The 26,070-nt window shown below is 38.0% G+C and carries 25 protein-coding genes; all 25 read right to left on the bottom strand.

Annotated elements, in window-relative coordinates; genetic code table 11:
* Positions 1–4 precede the first annotated feature (4 nt).
* Positions 5–682, bottom strand: a complete 678-nt coding sequence (locus J7E66_RS11980) for a YggS family pyridoxal phosphate-dependent enzyme (RefSeq protein WP_215000260.1) — start codon at positions 680–682, stop codon at positions 5–7.
* Positions 679–1,506, bottom strand: coding sequence for a peptidoglycan editing factor PgeF (pgeF, locus tag J7E66_RS11975; protein ID WP_215000259.1), 828 nt, complete (start codon positions 1,504–1,506; stop codon positions 679–681). The genes J7E66_RS11980 and pgeF overlap by 4 nt, the downstream gene beginning before the upstream one ends.
* 71 nt (positions 1,507–1,577) lie before the next feature.
* Complete coding sequence (locus tag J7E66_RS11970) at positions 1,578–1,847, bottom strand: YlmC/YmxH family sporulation protein (protein ID WP_215000655.1); 270 nt, start codon at positions 1,845–1,847, stop codon at positions 1,578–1,580.
* A 95-nt stretch (positions 1,848–1,942) separates the two neighbouring features.
* Positions 1,943–2,722, bottom strand: a complete 780-nt coding sequence (gene sigG, locus J7E66_RS11965; RefSeq protein WP_215000258.1) for an RNA polymerase sporulation sigma factor SigG — start codon at positions 2,720–2,722, stop codon at positions 1,943–1,945.
* A gap of 161 nt (positions 2,723–2,883) precedes the next feature.
* A complete protein-coding gene (sigE, locus tag J7E66_RS11960) occupies positions 2,884–3,603 on the bottom strand; it encodes an RNA polymerase sporulation sigma factor SigE (protein ID WP_215000257.1) in 720 nt (239 codons plus the stop codon).
* A gap of 44 nt (positions 3,604–3,647) precedes the next feature.
* Entirely contained in the window at positions 3,648–4,580 is a 933-nt protein-coding gene (gene spoIIGA / locus J7E66_RS11955) for a sigma-E processing peptidase SpoIIGA (protein WP_308162501.1), read from the bottom strand.
* A gap of 299 nt (positions 4,581–4,879) precedes the next feature.
* Positions 4,880–6,016 (bottom strand): cell division protein FtsZ, encoded by a 1,137-nt coding sequence (ftsZ, locus tag J7E66_RS11950; RefSeq protein ID WP_215000255.1) that lies wholly within the window; start codon positions 6,014–6,016, stop codon positions 4,880–4,882.
* Positions 6,017–6,055: 39 nt separating this feature from the next.
* A complete protein-coding gene (gene ftsA / locus J7E66_RS11945) occupies positions 6,056–7,354 on the bottom strand; it encodes a cell division protein FtsA (RefSeq protein ID WP_214715978.1) in 1,299 nt (432 codons plus the stop codon).
* A 121-nt stretch (positions 7,355–7,475) separates the two neighbouring features.
* Entirely contained in the window at positions 7,476–7,838 is a 363-nt protein-coding gene (locus J7E66_RS11940) for a small basic family protein (RefSeq protein WP_215000253.1), read from the bottom strand.
* Entirely contained in the window at positions 7,838–8,569 is a 732-nt protein-coding gene (locus tag J7E66_RS11935) for a DUF881 domain-containing protein (protein ID WP_168242717.1), read from the bottom strand. The genes J7E66_RS11940 and J7E66_RS11935 overlap by 1 nt, the downstream gene beginning before the upstream one ends.
* A gap of 56 nt (positions 8,570–8,625) precedes the next feature.
* Positions 8,626–9,336, bottom strand: coding sequence for a DUF881 domain-containing protein (locus tag J7E66_RS11930; RefSeq protein WP_251032891.1), 711 nt, complete (start codon positions 9,334–9,336; stop codon positions 8,626–8,628).
* Positions 9,311–10,102 (bottom strand): cell division protein FtsQ/DivIB, encoded by a 792-nt coding sequence (locus tag J7E66_RS11925; protein WP_215000251.1) that lies wholly within the window; start codon positions 10,100–10,102, stop codon positions 9,311–9,313. Before J7E66_RS11925 ends, J7E66_RS11930 begins: the two co-directional genes overlap by 26 nt.
* 194 nt (positions 10,103–10,296) lie before the next feature.
* Positions 10,297–11,205, bottom strand: a complete 909-nt coding sequence (gene murB, locus J7E66_RS11920; RefSeq protein ID WP_215000249.1) for a UDP-N-acetylmuramate dehydrogenase — start codon at positions 11,203–11,205, stop codon at positions 10,297–10,299.
* Between the two features lie 60 nt (positions 11,206–11,265).
* Positions 11,266–12,369, bottom strand: coding sequence for an undecaprenyldiphospho-muramoylpentapeptide beta-N-acetylglucosaminyltransferase (gene murG, locus J7E66_RS11915; RefSeq protein ID WP_215000247.1), 1,104 nt, complete (start codon positions 12,367–12,369; stop codon positions 11,266–11,268).
* A gap of 161 nt (positions 12,370–12,530) precedes the next feature.
* A complete protein-coding gene (spoVE, locus tag J7E66_RS11910) occupies positions 12,531–13,631 on the bottom strand; it encodes a stage V sporulation protein E (protein WP_215000245.1) in 1,101 nt (366 codons plus the stop codon).
* 59 nt (positions 13,632–13,690) lie between these two features.
* Positions 13,691–15,043 (bottom strand): UDP-N-acetylmuramoyl-L-alanine--D-glutamate ligase, encoded by a 1,353-nt coding sequence (gene murD / locus J7E66_RS11905; RefSeq protein WP_215000243.1) that lies wholly within the window; start codon positions 15,041–15,043, stop codon positions 13,691–13,693.
* 1 nt (position 15,044) lies between these two features.
* Positions 15,045–16,019, bottom strand: coding sequence for a phospho-N-acetylmuramoyl-pentapeptide-transferase (mraY, locus tag J7E66_RS11900; protein ID WP_168242711.1), 975 nt, complete (start codon positions 16,017–16,019; stop codon positions 15,045–15,047).
* 1 nt (position 16,020) lies between these two features.
* Positions 16,021–16,464 (bottom strand): hypothetical protein, encoded by a 444-nt coding sequence (locus tag J7E66_RS11895; RefSeq protein ID WP_215000241.1) that lies wholly within the window; start codon positions 16,462–16,464, stop codon positions 16,021–16,023.
* 2 nt (positions 16,465–16,466) lie between these two features.
* Positions 16,467–17,927 carry a UDP-N-acetylmuramoyl-L-alanyl-D-glutamate--2,6-diaminopimelate ligase gene (locus J7E66_RS11890; protein ID WP_215000239.1) on the bottom strand — a complete coding sequence of 487 codons (1,461 nt, stop codon included), beginning with the start codon at positions 17,925–17,927 and terminating at the stop codon, positions 16,467–16,469.
* A 189-nt stretch (positions 17,928–18,116) separates the two neighbouring features.
* Positions 18,117–20,036 (bottom strand): stage V sporulation protein D, encoded by a 1,920-nt coding sequence (locus J7E66_RS11885; protein ID WP_215000237.1) that lies wholly within the window; start codon positions 20,034–20,036, stop codon positions 18,117–18,119.
* Positions 20,037–20,154: 118 nt separating this feature from the next.
* Positions 20,155–22,395 carry a penicillin-binding protein gene (locus tag J7E66_RS11880; RefSeq protein WP_215000235.1) on the bottom strand — a complete coding sequence of 747 codons (2,241 nt, stop codon included), beginning with the start codon at positions 22,393–22,395 and terminating at the stop codon, positions 20,155–20,157.
* Position 22,396: 1 nt separating this feature from the next.
* Positions 22,397–22,750, bottom strand: a complete 354-nt coding sequence (ftsL, locus tag J7E66_RS11875) for a cell division protein FtsL (RefSeq protein ID WP_215000233.1) — start codon at positions 22,748–22,750, stop codon at positions 22,397–22,399.
* A gap of 59 nt (positions 22,751–22,809) precedes the next feature.
* Complete coding sequence (gene rsmH, locus J7E66_RS11870; RefSeq protein WP_214715958.1) at positions 22,810–23,742, bottom strand: 16S rRNA (cytosine(1402)-N(4))-methyltransferase RsmH; 933 nt, start codon at positions 23,740–23,742, stop codon at positions 22,810–22,812.
* A 63-nt stretch (positions 23,743–23,805) separates the two neighbouring features.
* Positions 23,806–24,237: a division/cell wall cluster transcriptional repressor MraZ gene (gene mraZ / locus J7E66_RS11865; protein WP_066252575.1), complete on the bottom strand. Its 432-nt coding sequence runs from the start codon at positions 24,235–24,237 to the stop codon at positions 23,806–23,808.
* 154 nt (positions 24,238–24,391) lie between these two features.
* Entirely contained in the window at positions 24,392–26,026 is a 1,635-nt protein-coding gene (gene bshC, locus J7E66_RS11860; RefSeq protein WP_215000231.1) for a bacillithiol biosynthesis cysteine-adding enzyme BshC, read from the bottom strand.
* Positions 26,027–26,070: the final 44 nt, after the last annotated feature.

The raw sequence follows: 26,070 nt of genomic DNA, 5'->3' as shown, positions 1-26,070 counted from the left end.
TCTCCTAACCATCTTCACCAACAAGAGCTGTGCCTATTCTTACCATTGTTGACCCTTCTTCAATAGCAATTACATAATCATTAGACATACCCATCGAAAGCTCTGTGCATGGGGCGTAATCTAAATTTAGAGCTTGAACTTGATCGCGAAGTTCTCTTAATTTGCGAAAACATTCTCGAATTTGGTCTTCATCATCCGTTAATGGTGCCATTGTCATTAAACCTTCCACGCTAATCCTCTCAAATTTGCGAAGCGATTCAATAAAGACTATCGCACCTTCAGGACTTAAGCCGTGCTTAGATTCTTCTCCAGAGACGTTGACTTGAACCAGGCATTTTACCTTTTGTTCTGCTCGTTTATTGATTTCTTCTGCAAGAGAAATCCGGTCCAAAGAATGAATATATTCAACTATATTAATTATATTTTTTACTTTTCGCGTCTGAAGCGAACCAATGTAATGCCAATTAGGCTTGTCCTTAAGAACTTCCCACTTATGAAGGAGCCCCTCATCACGATTTTCACCTAAATTTATGATGCCAGCTTGTAATGCTTCAATAGCTCTCTCCGTACTAACATATTTCGTAACGCCTATCACTTTCACCTCTTCAGGGTCCCGCTCTACTCGATGGCATGTCTCAATAATTTGTTGTTTTATTTGTTCAAACTTTACTGCAACCCTCATAAACTTTTCGTAGTCTCCTTCCAGCCAATAAAACTTACCATTCTTCCTGTCCTACCTTGATCACGTCGGTAGGAAAAAAACTCTTTATCACAACTAGAACAAAATCCAGTCATCTGAATATTAATATCAGGTACACCTGAATTGACAATAATTTGTCTGTTTACTTCACGTAAATCTAAAGAGTATTGGCCATCATTAATTAAATTATAGGGTAATGTTTCGACATCTACTAGTGTATTTTCAACTAAATTTATAACACGCTGATCAACAATATAACATTTTTCACAAATTGATGGGCCAATTGCCACAAAAATCTGTTGGGGATTAATTCCTTCTCTTCCCCATGCATTTATCATTTCCTTGGCAATTTGACCAACGGTCCCTTTCCAGCCAGCATGAGCAATTCCAATCATCCTTGATTCAGGTGCAATAAAAAAAAGAGGGACGCAGTCGGCAAAGCAAAGCGATAAAAGAATACCCTCCTCATTCGTATAAAAACCATCAGTGTCTTTAAAAGAATCTTCATAGGATTTTGACCCTTTACCTCGATCTGCTTTTGAAATTTTCTTAAGATGAATACCATGTGTTTGTTCTGCCCCAACCCAGGTGTTTAGAGGAAACTTCAGAAGTTCAGAAACTTTTCCTCGGTTGATGCAAACATCGCTTCTGTCATCTCCAACATGAAAGCCAAGGTTTAGGGTTTCGTAATTCCCTTTACTCGCTCCTCCATTTTTGGTTGTCATACCCGCAGCCAAACCAGGAAATTGCCTTATCCAGCTTTCTATTGAAAAAAATGACTCATTCTTTAAAACAAAGGGTTCCATTACCATACCTCTTTTGTTTTTTTCTATAGTTTACCATGAAATGAAAAAATGGTCACCGCAAATAACTATTGTCAAACCTCTGTTTCCGCTGGAAATCTCTCTTCATTTCCTTTATACCTTACCAAAATTACGTCCTGACCAATTTTAATGATATTTTTCCACGGAATAACCACGTCATCATCTTTTCCAAAAAAGCCAAGTACTCTGCCGCTGCCACTAATCACGACGGCATCAATTTTACCTGTGGTTAAATTGATCTCTATATCACCTATATTACCAAGCCTTTTTCCGTCTGATACATTAACCACATCTTTTATTTGGAATTCGGAAATTTTCACCATCATCTCTCACTCCCAGTTTTATTACTATAGAAAATATATGATTGTTGATATCATTTTAGTAAAAAGAATAAAAATAAAGCTGCCCAAAGGACAGCTTAACTTTGAATATTTTTATTCATTTGTCTTATGGCCGCTTTCTCTAGTCGAGAAACCTGAGCTTGAGATATCCCGATTTCATCCGCGACTTCCATTTGTGTTTTTCCTTGAAAAAATCGTTTACGTAAAATTAATTTTTCACGATCGTTTAACCTTCGCATTCCTTCTTTTAAAGCAATTTCTTCAATCCAGTGAATATCTTTATTTTTCTCGTCGCTTAATTGGTCCATTACATAAATTGGGTCGCCGCCATCATTATAAATTGGCTCGAAAAGGGACACTGGGTCCTGTATGGCATCAAGGGCGAACACGATTTCTTCGTGTGGAACTTCTAAGACCTTTGCAATTTCTTCTGCAGTGGGTTCACGTGAAGTTTCGCTCATCAATCGCTCCCTTACTTGGAGGGCCTTATAAGCTATATCCCTCAAGGACCTTGAAACGCGAATTGGATTATTATCACGTAGATACCTTCGAATTTCTCCAATAATCATTGGTACGGCATAAGTCGAAAACTTTACGTTTTGACCTAAATCAAAGTTATCGATTGATTTCATCAGTCCAATACAGCCAACCTGAAACAGGTCGTCAACAAACTCGCCTCGATTGTTAAATCGTTGAATGACACTTAATACGAGTCGTAAATTACCGTTGACGAGCTTTTCTCTGGCATAATTATCGCCCTCTTGCATTTGCTTGAAGAGTATTCTCATTTCTTCATTTTTTAATACAGGAAGTTTTGCTGTGTCCACACCGCAAATTTCAACTTTATTTCGAGTCAATCCTTTTCCCTCCTCACAGGAGTTGCTGTACAAAAAACAGTATTTCCTTGAGGAGGAAAAATATGCACTTATCCACGATGGTGGACAAGTGCATATTTGTCGAAAAATGTAATTAAGTCGCGAAATTCTTAGGTTTTTCGAATGAAAAAAATTTTCTTTTCTTAAACCATCTTATTAAATTCTTTTCTTAGTCTTTTTATGATTCTTTTTTCTAATCTTGATATATAGGATTGGGAAATTCCCAGCATGTCAGCTACGTCTTTTTGGGTTTTTTCTTCCCCGTTGGTCAGACCAAACCGAAGCTCCATTATTTGTTTTTCACGGTCTGTAAGCTGATGCAGTGCTTTTGTTAATAACTTTCGGTCCACATTGGCCTCTAGGTCTTTTGTGATAATATCATCATCTGTTCCTAATACATCAGATAATAAAAGCTCATTTCCATCCCAATCAATGTTCAAAGGTTCATCAAAGGAAACCTCTGATCTGATCTTATTATTACGTCGTAAGTACATGAGAATCTCATTCTCGATACATCTAGAGGCGTATGTAGCAAGTTTTATTTTTTTCTCAGGATTAAAGGTATTTACGGCTTTAATCAATCCAATGGTCCCGATACTAATTAAATCCTCGATATTAATACCTGTATTCTCAAATTTTCTAGCAATATATACAACTAGACGGAGATTACGTTCAATTAATATCGACCTTGCGGCTTTATCACCACCAGGTAGTTTTTTTAACAACAACTCTTCTTCATCTTTACTCAAAGGAGGCGGTAATGCTTCGCTGCCACCAATATAATAAACTTCATCCGTTTTTAAGCCCAATTTCATTAATAGTTTATACCAGTAGTAGGATAAGCGAATCCTCCATTTTTTCATGCGTGTTCCTCCTTCTAAAATATGTTTTTCTGAGTATAGTAATATTAACTCACCTTAACGGTTTCAGTTTGCTGTTTATGCCCAGTTAGCATTTTTGGATGAACAATGCATTGAAATGCATCCTCACTAGAGAGTTGCTTTATTGTAAAAGATACAAGGCCTTTTTCACATAGATACTGAGTGCCGTTATGTTCGATCAATATGCTTTCAGGTTTAACCGCTATAATAAGCTGATGCTCTTGTCCGATTACGCGAGTAGGGATGATCCTGAGCCTGCTTTGCCATTCCTCTGGGATTTCTCCACTCCCTTTTAAAAGTATTTCTGGATCATCCGCCAGTTTCTGTATCGTTTCTGGGATTGTATCTAGTTGGTTTTTAATTGAGACGAACATAACAGGAAGCTTTGACAACGGATCATAAAGTTGGTTTCCACTATCCACTAATCCTTTAAAAGTAAGTGTTTCATTGTCAATTTGCACGGTTACTTTAACAATTTGATCAAATTGAATTTTGGTCATCTCCATACTTTCTACATTTTTTCTTGAGAAATGCCAGGCAACCGGAAAACCAATAAGAACGAATACCCAACTAATTGGGTCTCCAAAACCTTTTACACTGGTCATTAGGACCTTAGTTGTCAATTCAGAGTCATATTGAATAAAATAATGTGCCCCCATTAATGCCCCGCCAATTAAAAAGGTTGAAACATATAGCGTCATTAAGGCTTTAATGAAAAAAGTCATTCGCTTATACCCAAAGGTAATTAACACCATCAAGATTGAAAACATGAATTTTGAAATTGGATGGCTTGTATAGACATTTAATGGCGTAAATGATAATAAAATTATCATTGAACCAATAAATCCGCCGGCAAGTAGTCTCCCTAATTTAATTTCTCTTTTTAGAAAAATAGCTGTTAAATACAGAAGCAGGCTATCAAAAAACAAATTTAGTGCCCAAATCACATCTAAATAAATAGTCAGGCGAGCTTCCTCCCTTTAAATTGTCAGCTTTTCCTTTCTGTTTACGAAAAAGTATAACGTACTTGCATGGCTGAAGTGTGTCACTTTCTGTAATCAAAAAAACAGAATTTTCCACTATTCACAACGGATTTTGTCAGATAGATTTTGTTGCAATAAATAAAAGCTCTGTATACTGCCTGTTGATTTCCGCTCCAATCAACATAGTGTCAAAATCAACAATGAGCTTTAACATCACCTAAATAAAAAAAGACATGACCCATAATTGGCCATGCCTTTCTTAGATGATTCGTTATTTATCTTCTCCGATTACGGTTACGTAAGAAGGTTGGAATATCCAAAGTTTCTTCTTGGGAAACTTGGGTGTGTCGAACGGGTTCTTGCTGAACCTCTTCGCGTTTTGGCTGCTCTCTCTTAACATTGCCAATTGTCGGCTTGGTTTGTCCAAAAGTAGGACGAGTTGCTTTTGGCTGCATGCTTTCTTCTTTAAAGCCTGTTGCGATGACTGTAACAATAATTTCTTCTTTAAGCGTTTCATTGATAACAGAACCAAAAATCATATTTACTTCCTGGTCAGATGCGGTTGCTACAATATCGGCAGCTTCTTGAACTTCGTAAAGACTTAAGTTTGTGCCACCTGTAATGTTCATAAGTACTCCTTGTGCTCCATCAATAGAGGTTTCTAATAAAGGAGAACTAATTGCTTTCTTAGCGGCTTCAGCTGCACGATTTTCACCGGCAGATACACCAATACCCATTAACGCTGAACCCTTATTAGACATAATTGTTTTTACGTCTGCAAAGTCCAAGTTAATTAGACCAGGGACAGCAATTAAATCTGATATACCTTGTACACCCTGCCTGAGGACATTGTCTGCTTCACGGAAAGCTTCAAGCATTGGCGTACTTTTGTCAACGATTTCTAGAAGACGATCATTAGGAATCACAATTAGTGTATCTACAGCTTCCTTCATCGCACCGATTCCGCCTGATGCTTGACCTGATCGTTTTTTACCTTCAAATGTAAACGGACGTGTGACAACACCCACCGTCAATGCACCTAAGTCACGGGCAATCTGAGCAATAACTGGTGCAGCACCAGTTCCTGTTCCTCCACCCATTCCAGCTGTAACAAATACCATATCTGCTCCGCTTAATGCAGCTTCAAGCTGTTCTTTACTTTCTTCTGCTGCTTTCTTTCCCACATCAGGATTAGCACCTGCACCTAGTCCACGAGTAAGTTTTGCGCCAATCTGCATCTTAACTTCTGCTTTAGAAAGATTTAATGCTTGAGCATCAGTATTTACAGCGATAAATTCTACCCCTTGAACGCCATGTTCAATCATTCGGTTTACCGCGTTATTACCACCGCCGCCTACACCGATTACTTTTATTGTTGCAAGAGAATCTAAATTTGTATCAAATTCTAACATGACAATCCTCCTAATTCGTCGCTTCCCTTTTTGATTTTCCTATTCAAAAAAGTAACCAAGGAATTTTTTTACTTTTGATGACATCTTTTCTTCCGGATGTTTTTCTACTTTTGCTTTAGGTTGTTGTTGTTGTTGTTTTGGTACTCGCTTTTCTACAGGTTCAGAAATAGTCGATGAACCAATGGTACCACCTGGTAATCTAGCATTCTTGTAGGCATATTTAATTAAACCGACAGCTGTAGTATATTGAGGTTCTCTCACACCAATATAGTCAGGGACGGCAATCCGTACTCGATTTTGTAAAATCACCTGGGCAAGTTCTAGAACACCTTGCATATTAGCCATGCCGCCAGTTAAAACATAACCGCCAGGAAGATCACTTAATCCTAGGCGTTTCATTTCGTGTAAAACTAGTTCAAAAATTTCTTCCATTCTTGCTTCAATAATATCAGATATCTCAAGCTGATTAAATTGTTGATGCTGATCACTGCCGATTATTGGTACACTGAATACTTCATCCTCTGAAGCCTCATCATAAAATGCGTGTCCATGTTTTACTTTGATTTTTTCTGCATCTTCTGTCGAAGTCCGTAACCCTACAGAAAGATCTTTCGTGATATAATCTCCGCCAACTGGAATGACACTCGTTTGTGTGATAAATCCTTCTTCGAAAACAGCGATCGTAGTAGATCCTCCACCAAGGTCAATAAGAGCTACCCCGAGATTCTTCTCATCCTTTGACAAAGCATAATCTCCTGCAGCCAAAGGCTGAAGGACAATGTCTACAATCTCAAGTCCAGCGCGTTCTACACAGCGAAGTGTATTAATAATGATCGATTTGGATCCGGTAATGAGTGTTCCATCCATTTCCAAGCGAACCCCAATCATACCGCGGGGATCATTAATTTCATCTTTTCCATCCAGTATAAATTGTTTTCGAATAACGCCAATGTTCTCTCTCTCAGGCGGGATAGAACCAACATGGGATGCTTCAATAACACGAATGACATCCTCATTCGTAATCTCTCGGTTTTGGCTTGAAACAGCTACAATACCATGACATTGTTGAAGCATAACATTGTTTCCAGAAATGCCAACCACCACATCTCTGATTTCCATCCCAATCATTCTTTCTGCTTGCTCAATTGCCCTTCTAATCGAATGAACGGTGTCGTCCATGTCCACTATCGACCCTTTGCGCAATCCTTCGGATTGCACATTTCCAACACCAATTATATTTAACGAGTCTTTACCCGAGTCATTGACCATTTCACCAATGATAACTTTCACACTGGATGTACCGATGTCAAGACTAACATATATTTCATTGCTGTTCATTCTTTGGCACCTCCTTTAGATTTCCTTAAGTTGAACAACAACTATTTTTTTTGTTCAATAAAAGTTTCCATAGTAATATTTAAATTATTCGTCACAACTATATGATTCCCTTTAAAAAATTTCAATTTTTTTCTACTTTTTCTTTGCTTGTTGACCATTTCGTCAATATTATTCGCCTTATTACGGCAATATTCTGAAATAATCTGACACCAAACGCGAAAACTGCCGCTAAATACAAGTCTACACCAAGATGAACACCGAGAAAAGCTAAACTTGCAGCTAGCATTATATTAAAAAAGAATCCTGAAACAAACACTTTTTCATCATATATATTTTGCAGGTATGCCCTGATGCCGCCGAAAAGTGTGTCGAATGCCGCTAAGACAGCAATCGACAAATAATTGGAATATTCTTCAGGTATTCGAATCTCCGTTAACAAACCAAGTATGATTCCAATTATTAATCCAATGAATGGAAGCCACATTAAGAATCGCCTCCTTCTTTTGTCGGTTCCATGTATCGGATACGAATGGAATTATCATAGGCAGGTACCGTTACGTTCGGATTTGGTTTTGAAATGGAAAGTCTGAGATTTTCAATAAAAAATTCTTCCGTAGATTTAGATACTTTCATCCGATTGTATAATTTTTCAGCTGTATTATTATCATCTACACCCACGATAACTTCTATCGGCAAACTATTAATTGTATGTCCATCGATCTTTGTTTCCCGATTGATGTCTCGAATGACAGTCGTATTAATAATTCTTCGTCCATCAATCGCAACATATTTTGCTTCGTACATATTCAATTCATTAAGTAATCTTTTTAAAAGTTCTGGTGAAACCACCCTATTAACTGGAGTACCCGGCTTTATTTCTTCGATTACTGGTTCAATATGTAAGGTAATTCCTGGAACAGTAATTTTGGATAATCCAGCTTCAATCTTTAATTCATCTAATGTATCCTTTAAAGCTTGTTCCTTACTTTGTTTTCGCTTAGATTCATAGGCTGCCAGCTTTTCTTCATTTGAACGAATTTCACTTAATAAATTGGATTGAAGTTCTTTTTCTTTAAGTAACGCTTCACGAAGCTGCCAAATATCGCGTGTGTCACGTTCAGCAGGTTTTTTTACTGTTTGAAATTGGATTGCAATCATGAAACCGACCAAAATTGCTATTAATGTAAAACTTGCATTAATTTTTTGGTTGTCCACCTTTTTTCACCTAACCTTTTATATAATCATCCCGTGGACACTACTCCTGAAAATGGCTAACTTCCTAGAATTGGATTTAGGACAATTTCATCATTTTTTTCTAATGTAAAAACAATATTATCGTTCACTAGTTGATCCTTAACCCCTCCTACTAAGTTTATTGATGATGAAAGGACGTCAGGGTCTCCGATTGCTGTAATAATAAATGGTGCTGGATGTTCAATTCCATCCACAGTAATAACCGGTCCATTACAAATAATATAAGAATGACTTGTCAGCCTTTGCCCATTTATAGCAACAGCTGCTGCTCCTGATATATATAGTTCATTCACCACTTTAAATACATGGTGTTCATGAACAAGGTAATTATTAATATTGTCTTCTTTTGGATCGTAGGCACCGTCAGTGAGAGTAATCTTAACCCCTTTACCCTGTACCTTCACCTTCCCTAAGAACATACGATATTTTTCGGCATCCTCAGCAAGATTAAGAAAGACCTGTGCTTCCTTTGAGAGGTCTTTTTCATTTTTAAGAACCAAATCTTGTTTTTGATGTAACTCCTTTTGCAGTTCTCGATTACTCTTTTCTTCTTCAATTAATTGATTTCTTAATGCAAGTGTCTTTTCCCACTGTTTACCCGATACATTCGGCTTCTCATTTTTATTTTCTATTTGCGTCAAATGATAAGAAAAGGCAATCATAAATCCTAATACAAGGCAGACGAGGGACAAGATAACATGTTTACCCTTCACCTTTATCTTGCTCAACTTCTTTTTCCTCCCCTTCTGTTTCAAAAGCCTTAAAGTAAGATCCAACTTCTAAGTCAATAATTCCCTTTTTGTTAGGATCTAATTGGGAGATAATTGAGGGATAATGCACCATTTTTTCTGAAAAACTTCTTAATGTCGCACTCACCTCGAATCCATCATTCATAAATAAGGATATATGAAATGGATCTGTTTTCTTGGGAGTATAATGGATTTCAGAGATCGAGTTTGTAATTTCTCTAGGAAGTTTTTCTAACTCTTTAACCAATTGATTGAGGGCTGCCCCTTCTTTAAACTCAAATAAAATTGGAGAATTAACAGGAATTTTATTTGCTTCTTGATTTTTTAAAATTTTCCCATTATCCATAACTGGAAGGAAATTATTCCCTTGTTTTAGATAGGCAATTCTTTTATATTCTTTTACTTGAATAATAACTGTACTAGGCCAGTGAATCTGAATATCAGCTTTTTTGATCTCGGATAATCGCTGTAATTTTACAATGGTTTCGTCCTTCTTTATTTTCCAAATATTCGTATTATTCGAAAGGCCGCTCTGACTGACTAATTCTTCAGCGGAATACACTCCATTGCCTTTTATTGTTATCGTCTTTACATGACTTAATGGTGATTGTGAGTAGGCGATAACTACTATCATTGTAAAAAACAGAATTAACAGGAGCACAAGGCGTCTATTCGCTTTTCGTCGTCTTTGCTCTTTAAGTTGAGGGATACGATCCTCGAGAGCAACGATTTTACCTTTTTCCATTTATTATTCCTCCAAATAAAAAGCAGCTGCCTCAGGAATAGCTAACTAAGCCTGTCCAAACATTCGATAGTGTTACCTTGAAAAGAGAAACAACGGCACGAAAAATCATGCCGTCAGTTACTTTTCGAAGTTTCACCTATAATATTATCAGTAATTATAACACAATATTTGTCATTCGTCCGATTATTTCTTTCTTATTTCCGTCCGATTATTTCTACCTCTGTTTCCATTTTTACATTATAAAGGCTGTAAATGGTATCCTTTACATGCTGAATTAAGGCAAGCACATCTGCTGCAGTAGCATTTCCAGCATTTACTATAAAATTCCCATGCATTTCCGATATTTTTGCACCGCCAATACTATATCCCTTTAACCCAGCATCTTCTATTAATTTTCCTGCGTAATTCGGAAGCGGGTTCCTGAATATACTGCCAGCACAGGGGAAATTCCATGGTTGGGTATCTTTTCGATAATCCTTATTCTTGATCATTTGTGATACAATGACTGCTTTATCACCTTCGACAAGTTGAAATGCAGCTTCTACAACAATGCCTGGTCTAATTTTCTGTAAGACAGATGTTCTATACGAAAATTTCATTTCGTCATTCGAAAGCCACTCCATCGTCCCATCTTCAAATAAAATATGAGCCCTTGTCAGTATTTTGCTAATATCTGAGCCGTGTGCACCAGCATTCATATAAACAGCACCGCCAACAGATCCAGGGATTCCACTGGCAAATTCTAATCCGGCCATCCCTTTCTTGCTAATAAGTGTAGCCAAACTTATCAGGGAATGTCCGCCTCCTACTGTAATCTCTGAGCCATTAATTTTAAGTTCATCCACTCCAGAGCCAAGTTTAATTACCGCTCCTTCGATTCCTTTGTCAGAGACTAAAAGATTAGAACCTCTGCCAATCGCCCGCCAATTTAAGCTGTGTTTTTTTACCAACCCCATCACCTGTTTTAAATTTTCAACTGATGAAGGTTCAATAAAAAGATCAGCAGGACCGCCGATTTTGATTGTGGTGTGGTTGACAAGAGGTTCACTTATTTTCACTTTTCCTATATTTGAATATTGCAATTCCGTTATTATTGCGTCCATATTTACCACCTATCTTTCGAAGATGCATTTATTTCAGTTTATGCTAAAAACGATTTTGGGCTACCTTTGATTTGTTTTTACAAGCTCTTGCATTAAGGAATACAGTCTAATAGCTGAATCAGGCACACCCATTTTTTTAGCTTTTAGCTTCATTTCCTTTAAATTTTCATTATTTAAGAGAATACGATCGATGTGGTTCACAAGACTTTTATTATTTAAATCTTTTTCTAATAGTAATTCTGCCGCACCATGGTCACTTAAAGATTTAGCGTTTTTCTCTTGATGATTATTTGTAACATACGGGCTAGGAATAAGAATGCTTGGAATACCGAGCGAGGTAATCTCTGCTAGTGTCGTTGCTCCTGCTCTTGAAACGACTAGATCAATCCCCGCCAGAACCTCTGGCATATTATGAATAAATGGCTTAATTACTACATTTTTAGGGTTTCCAATTAGATCTACTTCTTTTTTAACATCCTCAAAATGTACGTCTCCTGTAATATAAAGAATTTGATATGGCTTTTCTGCCAATTCCCCAAATGCCTTTACAACAGCCTCATTAATTGGCCTGGCACCACGGCTGCCGCCAAAGATTAAAACTGCTGGTATTGTTGTACTAAGCCCAGCTGCAAGACGTCCTCGAATCCCATCCTTGCCAATTACTTCGGATGCACGAGGATTACCTGTGAAAACAGTCTTCTCTTTCGGAAAGAATTCTTTGGCTTCTTCAAAACAAATCGCAATTTTATTTACATAACGGCTTAAAAATTTATTAGTAAGTCCAGGAACACTATTTTGTTCGTGGATAATCGTTGGGATACCGAGCTTTGACGCAGCATATACAACAGGTCCGCATACATATCCGCCTGTTCCAATGACAATATCAGGTTTGAACTCTTTTAACATTCTTTTACTGTCTTTGACTCCTTTTAGAAAACGTAGGACAGTTCGTATATTTTCAAAGGAAAGCTTTCTTTGAAAACCAGTAATATGAATAGCTTTAAAAGAAATATTCTCCATCGGAACAAGCTTACTTTCCAAACCATTTTTAGTCCCAATATATAAAAATTGTGCATCTTTATTCTGTTTCTGAATTTCTCGAATTAGTGCGAGAGCAGGATAGATATGTCCGCCAGTCCCTCCACCGCTAACAACTATTTTCATTTTTCCACCTCATTAACTATTTAACACCTGATTGCCATAACTATCTTACTATAAAAACGAACGAAATAATGCATATGAAAAAAGAATGTTATCTAATTGTAACCTTATGAATTAGATTTGCTAAAAATAAAAAGAACCCTGCTGCTAAACAGGGGTAAGGTTCAAAAGCGAGAATACCTGCTAATATTAAGGAGAACACCGATCGCCATTAACATCAGAGTCAAACTAGAGCCTCCATAGCTCAAAAATGGCAAGGTAATGCCCGTAACAGGCATTAGCCCTGTGACAACTCCAATATTAATCATTACCTGAATAGCCACCATGGCGATGATCCCTACGGCTAAAAAGCTGCCATATAAATCCGGTGCACCTAGGGCGATTCGAATACCTCTCCACAACAACAGTGCAAATAATAGTAATATAAATGAACCACCGATAAAACCTAATTCTTCAGATAGTATTGCAAAGATAAAGTCGGTCTGTGGTTCTGGTAAGTAAAAAAACTTCTGTCGGCTTTCGCCAAGTCCAAGTCCAAACAATCCGCCGGGACCTATCGCGTAAAGCGATTGAATAATTTGAAATCCGCTCACCAGCGGGTCCGACCAAGGATCCAAAAAAGAGGTGATCCGTTTAATCCGATATGGAGCGGAGGCAATTAAGCCGACAAACCCGGCTAGTCCCAAGAGCCCTAAAAAGGCAAAATGACTAACGCGTGCCCCAGCAATAAAAATCATGACGACACAGGTTCCCATCATAACTGTTCCCGTACCTAAATCAGGTTGGAGCATGATTATTGAAAAGGCTAAAAAGGCAAGCCCTAATGATGGAACAAGACCTTTCTTGAATGAAGTAATGAGCTTTTGCCGTTCGGACAGATATTTTGCCAAAAAGGCTATCATCGCCAGTTTCATAAATTCTGAAGGTTGAACTGAAAAAGCGCCTACACCAATCCAACTTCGAGATCCATTTCTTTCATTACCAATTCCCGGAATTAAAACAAGAATAAGTAGGACAAAACAAATAATGATAAAGGTTTTCGACCAGGTCCTCCACGTCCAATAGTTGATGTTCATAATAAAAAACATAGCAGCAACTCCTACCCCTGCAAAAAGAGTTTGTCTTTTCGCAAAGAAAAAGGAATCATTAAATTTATATTCAGCCCAGATAGCACTTGCGCTGTAAACCATGATAAGCCCTATTGCCAGAAGCGTGAATGTTACGATCATTAAAATAAAATCGGGAGTTGTTTTTTTTGTCGGCACCACAATACACCTCAACTGCTAGTTTTAGGGCTTTGCAGAACCACGCAAGGTACAAGCCCTTACTTAAGCTTATGCACCGCTTCGATAAAAATGTCTCCCCTGACCTCAAAAGTTTTATATTGATCCCAGCTCGCACAAGCAGGAGATAACAATATTACGTCACCTGATTCGGAGTATCGATAAGCTTCAGGCACTGCCTTGTCAACATTATCGACACGGATGATTGTTTTTATTCCAGCCATTGTCCCGACCCGTTCCATCTTAGGAGCGGTTTGCCCAAATGTAATCATTGCTTTTACATTTTTTAAATAAGGCAGGAGCTCATCAAACTCGTTACCGCGATCCAAACCGCCTGCGAGCAGAATAACAGGTGCTTCAAACGCAGCTAAAGCATTAATGGATGCCAGAATATTCGTCGCTTTAGAATCATTATAGAATTTTCTACCGTTCACTTCTGTAACGAATTGCAGGCGGTGCCTGACACCAGTAAATGTACGCAGAACCCTTTGAATCGCGCTATTTTCTACGCCTGAAAGCTTTGCCGCAGCCATTGCAGATAAAATATTTTCAAGATTGTGGTTGCCCGGCAGAGCTATTTTCTCAATTTCCATCACTTTTTCACTATTAAATATAATCCAGCCATCGGAAATATAAGCACCTTCCGACAGTTTCTTCTTTGTAGAAAAAGGAATGATGCTGGCCTTAGAGTGACGAGCAACTTCTAGAGTCTCTTCTTGATCCGCATTGACAATGAGATATTCAAGTTCTGTTTGATTTTTTGTGATGTTTGCCTTTGCCGCAATATATTCTTTTTTTGCCCCATGATAATCCAAATGGGCATCATATAGGTTTGTAAGAATGGCAATTTTAGGATTAAAATTGACAATCCCCATTAATTGAAACGAAGATAATTCAATGACAATCGTATTGTCTGTTGTTGCTTCCTCCGCAACACCTGATGCCACTGTACCAATATTCCCTGCAATTAGCGGATTCTTTTCATCCTCTTTCAACATTTCATAGACTAAAGTTGTTGTTGTTGTTTTCCCGTTTGTTCCTGTAATAGCAATAAATGGGGCTTCCGATACCTCATATGCAAGCTCTACCTCGGTGATAACCGGAATTCCTTTTTCAATCGCTCCAGCAATCATTGGGTTGTTATAAGGAATACCCGGATTCTTGACAATCAGCTCGAATCCTTCATCTAGAAGTTCAATAGGATGTTCACCACATATCACTTTAATCCCTTGTTCTAATAGCCCTTGTGCCTCAGGATTTTCCGAGAATGGCTTTTTATCATTAACCGTCACAAATGCTCCAAGCTTATGTAATAGAGCGGCTGCTGTTACCCCGCTTTTCGCCAAACCAAGGACAAGAATTTTTTTATGACTGAAAGTTTTAATCTGTTTCAATTTATAACCACACCTCTATATAGATTCCTAGTATCGCAAGGATTAATCCAACACTCCAAAAAGTGACGACAACACGCCATTCCGACCAACCTACTAATTCATAATGGTGATGCAATGGGCTCATACGGAAAATACGTTTACCGGTTGTTTTAAAGGAGATAACCTGTAAAATAACGGATAATGTTTCAATGACAAATACTCCTCCGATAATGATAAGCAAAATTTCAAGTTTGGTAAGAATTGCGATAGTGGCAATTGCCCCTCCAAGGGCAAGTGAACCGGTATCTCCCATGAAAACCTTGGCTGGATGGGCGTTAAACACCAAGAACCCTAACACAGCTCCTACAACCGCCACAGAAAATATCGCAATTTCCATCTGTGATTGATTCCAAGCAAGTACTGCTAATGCACCAAAAGCAATTGCTGCGGTACCTGACACCAGGCCATCAAGTCCATCGGTTAAGTTGACCGCATTTGAAAAGCCAACTAACCAGAATATGATGAAAAAGATGAAAAACCAGCCTAAATCAAATGTTGTATCAGTAAATGGGATACTAATTTCGGTAGAGAAACCTTGTTGTTTATAGATAAGATAAAAGATAATTGAAATAATGATTTGACCTGCTAGCTTTTGTTTAGATGTTAATCCTAAATTTCGTTTTAAGGCGACTTTGATAAAATCGTCTAAAAAACCAAGCAATCCAAAACCGAGCGTTACAAGAAGCAGCAAATATGTTTTAACAGTCGGTTCAGAAAATTTGCCTGTCATCACAAGTGTCGTAATAACGATCGAAAACAAGATCATCACACCGCCCATGGTTGGTGTGCCAGATTTTTTCTGGTGGGATTTTGGCCCTTCTTCACGAATGCTTTGTCCAAATTTCAACCTTCTTAAGAAGGGAATAAATACAGGAGAAAGCAATACTGATATAAGAAAGCCCATAATTATTGTGAAAAAAATAACTTGTTCAAGCATTTTATTCCCTCCTTTCAGGTTTGTTTTTATTAATTATCTCGTTTAATAACACAGATATATCATATGTTTCGTTATTTTTATTAAGAAGTTTTTTATTTGAAAATTTAAAGTTAGTTATCGCCATAATTTTGTCTGTTTCTCCATTTAATTTTTCAATATATCTATTTAAAATTGTTACAATTGCATCAGCAGGATCGTTTGTAAAAAATACTGGAAAATGGTTCGGAGTATACCTTGGAAGATCGTATTCTTGATTCCAAATAGCTGCGATTGCTCCATTTGCAATCGCTTCTGAAAGTTCACCATTCATTCCGTTATATGACACAAATAATCCTTTTGGCTGCGGTTCTTTTGCTTGGTCGCTAACCGAAGCAAACAAAAAATCGTCTTGGATTCCACGGCTAGAATCAAATAGACCTCCCAAGTCTTTCAAAGCTAAATACATAGCTATCTCCCCTCAATCGCTTCCCGTGCTACCAACCTGTCATCAAAATCGTGAACGACATTGCCAATAATTTGATATGTTTCATGGCCCTTACCGGCTATTAAGATCACATCTCCTGTTGTTGCCTGTTGTATTGCTGTATGAATCGCTTCTTTACGGTCAGGTATGATCTTATATTTTTCACCCTCAACCCCCGATTCCATTTCCTTCAATATTGCTAATGGGTCTTCACTTCTAGGGTTATCTGAAGTGAGGATAGGATCTGTGGCCAATTGACAGGCTATCTGAGCCATCAATGGCCGCTTCGTACGATCACGATCCCCACCGCAGCCTACGATGACGAAGATTCTTTTTTTTGCAAAATGCTGAACCGTCTTTAATACATTTTCAAGGCTGTCAGGTGTATGGGCATAGTCAACAATAACCGTGAAATCTTGTCCTGCATTTACAAGTTCAAACCTTCCTGATACACCCTCTACACTTTCAATGGATTTGATAATTTCATTAATTTCGACCCCGGACACAAGTGAGGCAGCAATACTTGCTAAAACATTATAAACACTGAATCTCCCAATTAATTGCATTTGGATCGGAAATTGTTCCGTTTCGACAAAGAGATTGAAATGAGTACCAGCGGAAGTCATTTGGATGTTTTTCGCTTGAATATCTGCCTTGTTGTCGATTCCGTATGTAATTACATGTGCGGCAGTTGACCTGCTATACATATCCGAGGCAGGGTCGTCTGCATTTAAAACAGCAAATTTTGGTTTATGATGATCAAATGTATTACCGAGCTGGGCAAATAATAAACTCTTCGCACGCTTATATTCATCCATTGTCTTATGATAATCCAGGTGGTCCTGCGTTAAATTTGTAAACACAGCCACATCATAATCGCAGCCATGGACCCTGCCAAGGTCTAAGGCATGCGAAGAAACCTCCATTACGGCCGTATTTACACCTGCTTCAACCATTTGCTGAAAGGTTTTTTGAAGTGTCAAGCTTTCAGGTGTGGTGTTTTTGGTTTCAATCGTCTTTTCAGCAATTTTAGTGTACATCGTGCCAATCAAACCGGTCTTTTGACCAGCATCTACCATTATTTTTTCAATTAAATGACTGGTGGTTGTTTTTCCGTTTGTTCCTGTGATCCCAATTAAATGCAGCTTTTTAGTTGGCTGCCCATAAAGAGTATCAGCTAACACAGCCATTGCTCTTGTTGTATCTTTTACAAGAATAACAGGCACACCAAGTGATAACGGACGTTCCGCAAGTATGGCTGCTGCACCGTTTTTTACAGCTGATTCTGCAAAATCATGACCATCAACTGTATAACCCTTAATACAAATAAATAAGCTCCCTTTTTGCACCTTCCGATTATCGTTTTCGATCGATGTAATTTCCAGATCTTCACCTTTAAAAGGAACTAAAAGATGCAAATTCTTAAGCAGCTTTTGTAGCTTCATTTCTCTCAAATCCTCTCATGACCGTACATACATATTACCAGTATTTACCTCAAAATTCTTCTTAACGAAAGTTCCATCTTATTTTACATTAAAATATTTTATTTTGCTATTTAGTTATATAAGCTTAAAGAAAAAATTAGGCGGCGGAAAACATTCCGACCGCCCTAACAATAAGAAATCCAACTCGAGTTATTCTTCTTTACCAAAATAAAGCCTAATTTTTGACCCTTCCTTCACTTTGGTTCCGGCTACAGGAGATTGCCTAATAACCTCATCTCCCTCCCCGCTGGCATCTACCTTTAAGTTAATAAGCTGATCCATTAACTCCATTTTTGTTAAACCGGTAAAATCAGGAAGTTTTATTAAAGGAGTATCTGGCCATTTTAGTTCTTTTTCAATTTGATCCTTTCTCGGCTCAACCCCCATTGCTTTCATACTATCCTTCATAATATTACCTACAATTGGAGCCGTAATGGTTCCCCCAAATGCCGTAACTCCTTTTGGGTTATCAACAGCAACATAAACGACAATCTGTGGGTCATCAGCAGGGGCAAAGCCCATAAAAGAAACAATAAAGTTATTTTCTAAGTATCTGCCGTTTTGTGCTTTTTGCGCAGTCCCTGTTTTTCCACCCACACGATAGCCATCAACAAATGCCCTGCCACCTGTCCCTTGGGCCACTACACTTTCAAGTGCATGGCGGATTTCCTTTGAAGTCTTCTCGGAAATTACTCTTCTTTTTTCAACAGGAGAATTCCTCATTACAATCTCTTTGGTTACAGGATCAATTAACTCTTTCGCAATGAACGGCTTGTATAATATTCCGCCATTGACCGCTGCTGACACTGCGGTTACCTGCTGGATCGGTGTTACAGATACTCCTTGTCCAAAAGCAGTTGTTGCCTGTTCAACAGGACCTACTCGGTTCAAATTAAATAAAATCCCTGTTCCTTCACCTTGTAAATCAATTCCAGTTTTCTGTCCAAATCCAAAATCCTTAACATATTTAAAAAGCTTTTCTTTTCCTAGTCGTTCACCTAATTCAACAAATCCAGGGTTACACGAGTTTTCAACAACCTCTAAAAATGTTTGATCACCATGCCCGCCCCGTTTCCAGCATTTTAACCTTGCACCTGCTACTTGAACCGACCCAGAATCATGGAAATGTTCCTTTTCCAAGTTAACTTTTCCTTCATTCAATGCTGCAGCAAGGGTAATAATTTTAAAAGTTGAGCCAGGTTCATAGGTTGACCAAACTGGCAGGTTCCGATTATAGACCTCTTGGGGTACATTCCGGAAATTAGCAGGATCAAAAGTTGGTCTGCTGGACATCGCTAGAATTTCACCACTATTTGGGTTCATAGCAATGGCGATAATACCATCTGGATTGTATTTTGCCTCAGCAATATCTAGTTCTCTTTCGACAATGGTTTGTATCTTTGAATCGATTGTCAGCTTCAAATCGAGACCGTTGATCGGCTGCTCATAATCATCTGCCATATCGTTCATTCTTTCACCTTTAGCATTCGCATAGAACTTAACTGAGCCCCGTTCACCACTTAGCTCTTTATCATAATATTGCTCTAGTCCCATCAACCCCTGGTTGTCCACTCCTGCAAACCCAAGTACATGTGAGAGATAACTCCCCATGGGATAATGACGCTTGGAGTCTTCCCCAATATAGACCCCTTCAAGACCCAGGGATCTGATTTCCTTAGCCTTTTCATGAGAAATTTTTCTGCCTTCCTTTATACGAACAATTCTCTCCTTTAAGGTGATATCCCGGTATGCCTTTTCTTTTGACATATTTAAAACGGAGGCCAGCTTTTCCGCGGTTGTTGCTGGGTCCTTTATTTGTCTTGGGACTACCCAAACAGTGGGGGTACTTATATTCGTTGCCAACGGCACCCCATTACGGTCTACAATTTCTCCTCGTTCAGGTTCGAAAGGGATATTACGGCTCCAAGAGTCTTTTGCTCCTGCAGTCAACCAATCACCCAAAACAAATTGAACATATCCAAGCCGCACATCAATAATTAAGAAGGTTAGAATACCAACGAATAGAGCTATCATTAATCGTTTACGGACAGTTACATTTGAAACTCGCATATTTTGAACGACCCTCCTTTTTCTATCGTTTATTTATATGCTTGTACTTTTTTTATTAGAACGCCGACTAACGTTACTAAATAAGAGAAAATCCCGCTCTAGTAAGCGGGATTAACGTTTAATCTTGGACTTTGTCTTCAATGGTTTCTTCTGATTGGTCTTGACCATTTGAATTAGCCTGATTTTCATGAGTCCACTGTTCTTCAGGCGTTTTTAAATCAACTATTAAGAAATCACCGTTTCGCATAATCGTTTTTGGTTTGATATTTTGCTGAGTTACATAGCCTTGTCCCTTTGAATTCAGTTTTAAGCCAGCAATATTGGCTACTTTCATTACATCTCTAAGTGACCAGCCTGTCATATCTGGGGCCAGTTTATCTCCATTTGTTTGGATGATTACCTTTTCCCCCTCTAAAACAGTCGTACCTGACTCTGGTAGTTGTCTGACAACTTTTGTTCCGTTGCCTATTACAACGGTTTCAATGTCTTTTGCCTTTAGTTCTTTTTCTGTTGCCTCGACCGACTTCCCAATAAAATCTGATAGTTTATTTAATTGTGCTTTTTGACTCTTAGAAGGTTGGATATTTAAATATTGCAAGCTGTTTTTCATGACAGGATTAAAAATATCCGAGACAGGAAGGGCACCTAAGCCGGTTCCATCAAGATCAGGCTGCTGAACAGCAACATATACAATCAACTTGGGATCATCCTTAGGGGCCATGCCTAGAAACGAAAACATATAGTTATCTGCCCCTTGTAAATATCTTCCGTTCGGTCCTGGGATATTAGCTGTCCCCGTTTTACCAGCGACACTGTAGCCATCAATTTTGTAACGGCCACCCGTTCCTTTAGGTGAAGTAACAACGGTTTCAAGGATATCACGAACCTGTTTGGCAGTCTCTTTTGATATAGGAGTTGAAACGACCTCAGGAGTGGTTGATTTAATCGTTTCTCCCGTGTCATGATTGACAATTTTTTTGACAACATGCGGCTTTATCATTTTCCCGTCATTAGCTATCGCTGTTGCCGCTTGAATTTGTTGAATAGGTGTAATTGCCGTTCCCTGTCCGTATGCAGTAGTAATTTTTTCAATTGGATAAGTAAACTGAATCTTTCCTGAGGTTTCATCAGGAAGATCAATGCCCGTAGGTTTATCAAAACCAAATTTTGTTAAATATTCTCTAAACTTTTCAAAACCCAACTTCTCCTTCGCAATCTTCGCAAATGCAACGTTTGATGAACGTTGAACACCCTCAAGATAGGTGATGGTTCCCCAGCCGGAGTAATTATGGTCATGAATTGCTTTATCCTTTTTGGTAACTTGATAGGAACCAGATTGATAGGTTTCATTCGGATTAAAAACCTTTTCTTGCACCGCTGCTGCAAGTGTAAATATTTTCATTGTCGATCCAGGTTCAAATGAGGTTTCAATAGCTTCATTATGCCAGCCTTTATCAATTCCTTCTTTTGTTATTGGATGGAAGGACGGCCGTTGCCCCATCGCTAATATTTCTCCTGTTTTCGGATCGGCTACAATCGCAATAATTTTTTGAGGTTTATATTCCTTATCTACCTTGTTCATAGCATCTTCTAAAAAGGTTTGAATTTTTTGGTCAATGGTCAAATAGACATCATTCCCATTTTGAGCAGGAGTAATTTTTTCCTTCTCGTCCGGAAGTATATAGCCCCACAAATCACTCTCAAAATTTAATTTACCATTTTTTCCTGTTAATTCATCATTTAGAATTTTCTCGATTCCCATTTTCCCAATTGATTTAATCGTTTTATCCTTTTGCTCAATCCGGTCTGCATACCCAACTAAATGTGAAGCAAAAACTCCGTTTGGATAAAAGCGTTTCGAATCCCGAATAAATGTAATTCCTGGAAGCTTAAGTTCTTCAATCTTTTTCTTTGTTTGGTGAGTAATATCTCTGCCCGCCTTGCCAAACTCAACCTGGAATTTCTTATTTTCTTTCCCTTTGGATAATATACTATAAATTTCTGATTGATCCATTTCCAAGTACTTTGCTAATTCTTTTGCTGTTTTGTCTAGATTTTTTACGTGTTGTGGCTTTTTGGGATTTGTCGTCATCTTCTTATCTAAAATAGCAATCAAGGTATATGCATTGGTGTCTTCTGCAATTACCCCGCCATTCCGATCAAAGATATCGCCCCTTAAGGCCGCCAAATTCCCTTCCCTGCTATATTTCTCTTGAGCTTTCGCAGCAAGAGGCTGCCCGTCTACTTCTCCAGAGATTTGAATCGAAAAATACCTGAAGAGTAATACAAAAAAGAGCAAGCCAAATAATCCAAATAAAATGGCTGCTCCTGCATTGATATATGGTTGTTTCTTGTTCATTTTAATGCACTACCTTGACATTATTTTCATTTTTAATAAGGCCCATTTCCTTAGCCTTTTGATAAATTCGATCATATGCACTTAATTCGCTTACCTGAACCTGTAAATCACTATTTACCTTCTGTTGTTCGGACACCTTTGCTTCTATAACCTGGATGTCCTTATTTACATCGTAAATTTTAGATTGGTTCGAAATAATGTGAATCGCCCCAAAACATACAAATCCAGCAAAGGCTAATCCAATTATTTTTTCTCCTGGTGTAAGCCAGGATTTTTTGATAATTACTTGACCTTTTTTTTGGACTTTCTGCTCTGTTTGTTGCTGCTCTAAATACTTCCTGGCAAGATTACTCAAACGCTTCCCCTCCAGATTTTATTCATTTTCTACCACCACTGCCTAGGTGATGGTATTTTTTATAATTTTTCTGCAATACGGAGCTTTGCAGATCGGGCACGATTGTTTTGTTCTAATTCTTCTTCAGATGGAAGAATTGGTTTCCGTGAGATTAGCTTTAAGATCGGTTTATACTCATCTGGAATGATTGGTAAACCTGGAGGTAAATTAGGGGTTTCACTTGCTTTCTTAAGGGCTGCCTTGCAAATCCTGTCCTCTAGAGAATGAAAGGTAATAACACTTATTCTTCCCTCTGGGTTTAATAAGTCAATTGCTTGATTTATCGATTTTTCAAACACAGCTAATTCATCATTTACAGCAATTCTTACTGCTTGAAAAACTCGCTTGGCAGGATGTCCACCTTTTCTTCTAGCAGGTGCTGGAATAGCATCCTTAATCAATTCAACTAATTCTGCCGTTGTTTCAATTGGTTTTGCAAGTCTTGCCGCTTCAATTTTACGTGCTATTTGTTTAGAGAATTTTTCTTCGCCATAGCGAAAAAAGATGCGAACTAAGTCTTCATATGCCCAATGATTAATCACATCATAGGCAGAAACATCAGCATCATTATCCATCCTCATATCGAGTGGTGCATCATGATGATAGCTAAAACCTCTTTCTGGTGTATCCAATTGTGGTGAGGATACCCCAAGATCGTATAGGACTCCGTCAACTTTAGCAATTCCTCGATCATTAAGCTCTTCTTTTAAATATAAGAAATTGCTTTTTATTATCTCTAATCTGTCTCCATATTGTGCCAACTTCTCTTTAGCATGTGCAATAGCTGTTTCATCCTGGTCAAATGCAAATAGTTTACCTCGGGCTCCGAGTTTCGAAAGAATCAAGGAACTGTGTCCCGCCCCACCCAAAGTACAATCAACATAAATACCATCTGACTTAATATTTAATCCATCAACAGCTTCCTTTAACAACACAGTTGTATGTTCAAACATGTAGTAACCACCTTTTCCAATCGAACGATATATAACAGAAAATATATTAACATAATTTATCCATTATATATCAAAGCCAATCATATTTTCTGCAATTTCCGCAAAAGATTCTTCAGACTGTGAAAAATAGTCTTCCCAAATCTGTTTGCTCCAAATTTCAATTCGATTGGAAACACCCAAAATTACACATTCTTTTTCTAGCTTTGCATATTGCAATAGTGGTGCTGGGATATTAATTCTTCCTTGCTTATCAAGTTCACTCTCTGTTGCTCCAGAAAAGAAGAAGCGAGTAAAAGCACGGGCATCTTTTTTTGTCAGAGGTAAGCCTTTTAACTTTTCTTCAATAAGCTCCCACTCTGATATGGGGTAACCAAATAAACATTGATCCAATCCACGTGTGATAATGAACATTTCACCAAGCTCATCACGGAATTTGGAGGGCACAATCATGCGGCCTTTATTATCAATGCTGTGATGGTATTCACCCATGAACATACCCATGACCCCCACTTTCTATTAAAAATGTACCACATTCCCCCACTTTCCACCACCTATTTTTAACTATTCTCTTTAATTCTTAATAATCCTGTTTCATTATGTTATTTTTTTACAAAAAAAAGAAAAACTCCACAATGTAAGTGAAGTTTTTCTATATTTTCATGACCTTGTGCCTTCCATCAAATTCGAATCTTCCTGTCATTAAGTCATTAATAAAATTCAATCCATATTGATTTAGATAATAAAATACATTCCAAACCCTCTCTTGCGGAAAACCATCAGGTCTTAAAGCTAGATCGACACGCGCATATTTTTTGATCATATTATCGTGCTTTAATCTTACTGCTTCATCAAGTTTCTTTTCCAAAAAATCGATTTCTTTTAATAAGTAACCTTCGTTTTTCTTAAATAATGGTAGGAGGCCGCGGTCTAACTGAGCTGTTTTTGCTTCAATTTGTCTATATTGCTTTACTAATTGGTCTTTAGTAATTGAAAAAAGTGACTCTACTTCTTTGTCTTTTATTGCTTCTAGAAATTGGTGTCTTCCTTTGTCCGTTCCAATGCTCAAAACTTCTGCTAAATTTAGATGCAATTCTGCAACATCTGTTTCCACCGATCGATCAAGGATGGTAATATTCAAACGTGGAACGATCGGCGGCATCTTCATATCAAAATGCTCAAAAACTAGTTTGAGTTCTGCCCAGTATGATATTTCACCTGGCCCTGCAATGAAAGCAACAGTTGGAAAGAGCCATTCCTGCATTAACGGACGCGTCACCACATTATTGCTTAAATTTGCCGGATTCTCCTCGGCTAGCACCACTAATTGTTCTCTCGTAAATGCCAAGGTCCCATTTTTCCCCACAAACCGATCATTTCCTCGATCGTACTCAAGTAGAATCCGTTCACTCATTTTCTGATCATAGTAGAATAGGTTGGCATTTTCTTCACTTGCATCAATCGTAATCGGAAAACCCTTTATTCCAATTTCCCTTTGTTGTTCCAATAATTTGTTTGTTATCTCTTCATGGTGAAGAATTTGACTTTTTAAAAATTCTTTCTGCAGCAACCGAAACTCTTTGTTACCTGAATCAACAATTAATAACCCATAATCCTTGAACAATTCCATAATAATATTTGCGAAGAAATCGACAAAGGTGGTTGATATGGATATTTGTTCTTTTGCAAATTCTAATAGTGTATTCGTATGCTCTGTCTCACCGAAATTCTCAATTAGATTATTAACCCATGATAGACAGCTTTCTTTGTTTAACTGAATATCGGTGACCATTTTCTTATTAACTACTCTCTCCGGATAGGTCCATTTATCTACCTTTCGATTAACTGGCACAAACACATGATTAACTTCTTGGAAATCATGATCTTCGCCTGCAATCCAAAATACTGGAACGACTGGTACTCCAAGCTGCTCTTCCTTTTGCTCTGCTAATTTAATAATTGAAATGACTTTATGTATTGAATAAAGCGGCCCTGTAAGGATCCCTGCCTGCTGACCACCAATAACTACGAGGCTATTATTTGTTTTAAGTTTATCAATTGACTTGATAACAGCTTCAGACGATGGAAACTGCTTCATAAAGCTCTCAATGTGTTCAGCAACCTCTATGCGAGGAAATGACCGGTTACTTAATTCTGAAACCCTTTTGGCATCATCGGTTAATTCATTATACCTGTAATGAAAAAAAGGCTCGATTTCAGTAGACTGTTCCAAATAATTCGAAGCAAACCGATTTGTTGCTGGTAAAGAGAGATTTAAAATCTCCATTCATGTACTTCCTTTCTGATTACCCAAATTCATTCTTTTTAGAG

Source organism: Bacillus sp. ISL-7 (assembly GCF_018613065.1).
Note: the sequence above shows the minus strand (reverse complement) of the source record. Positions and strands in the feature narration are given on the sequence as shown.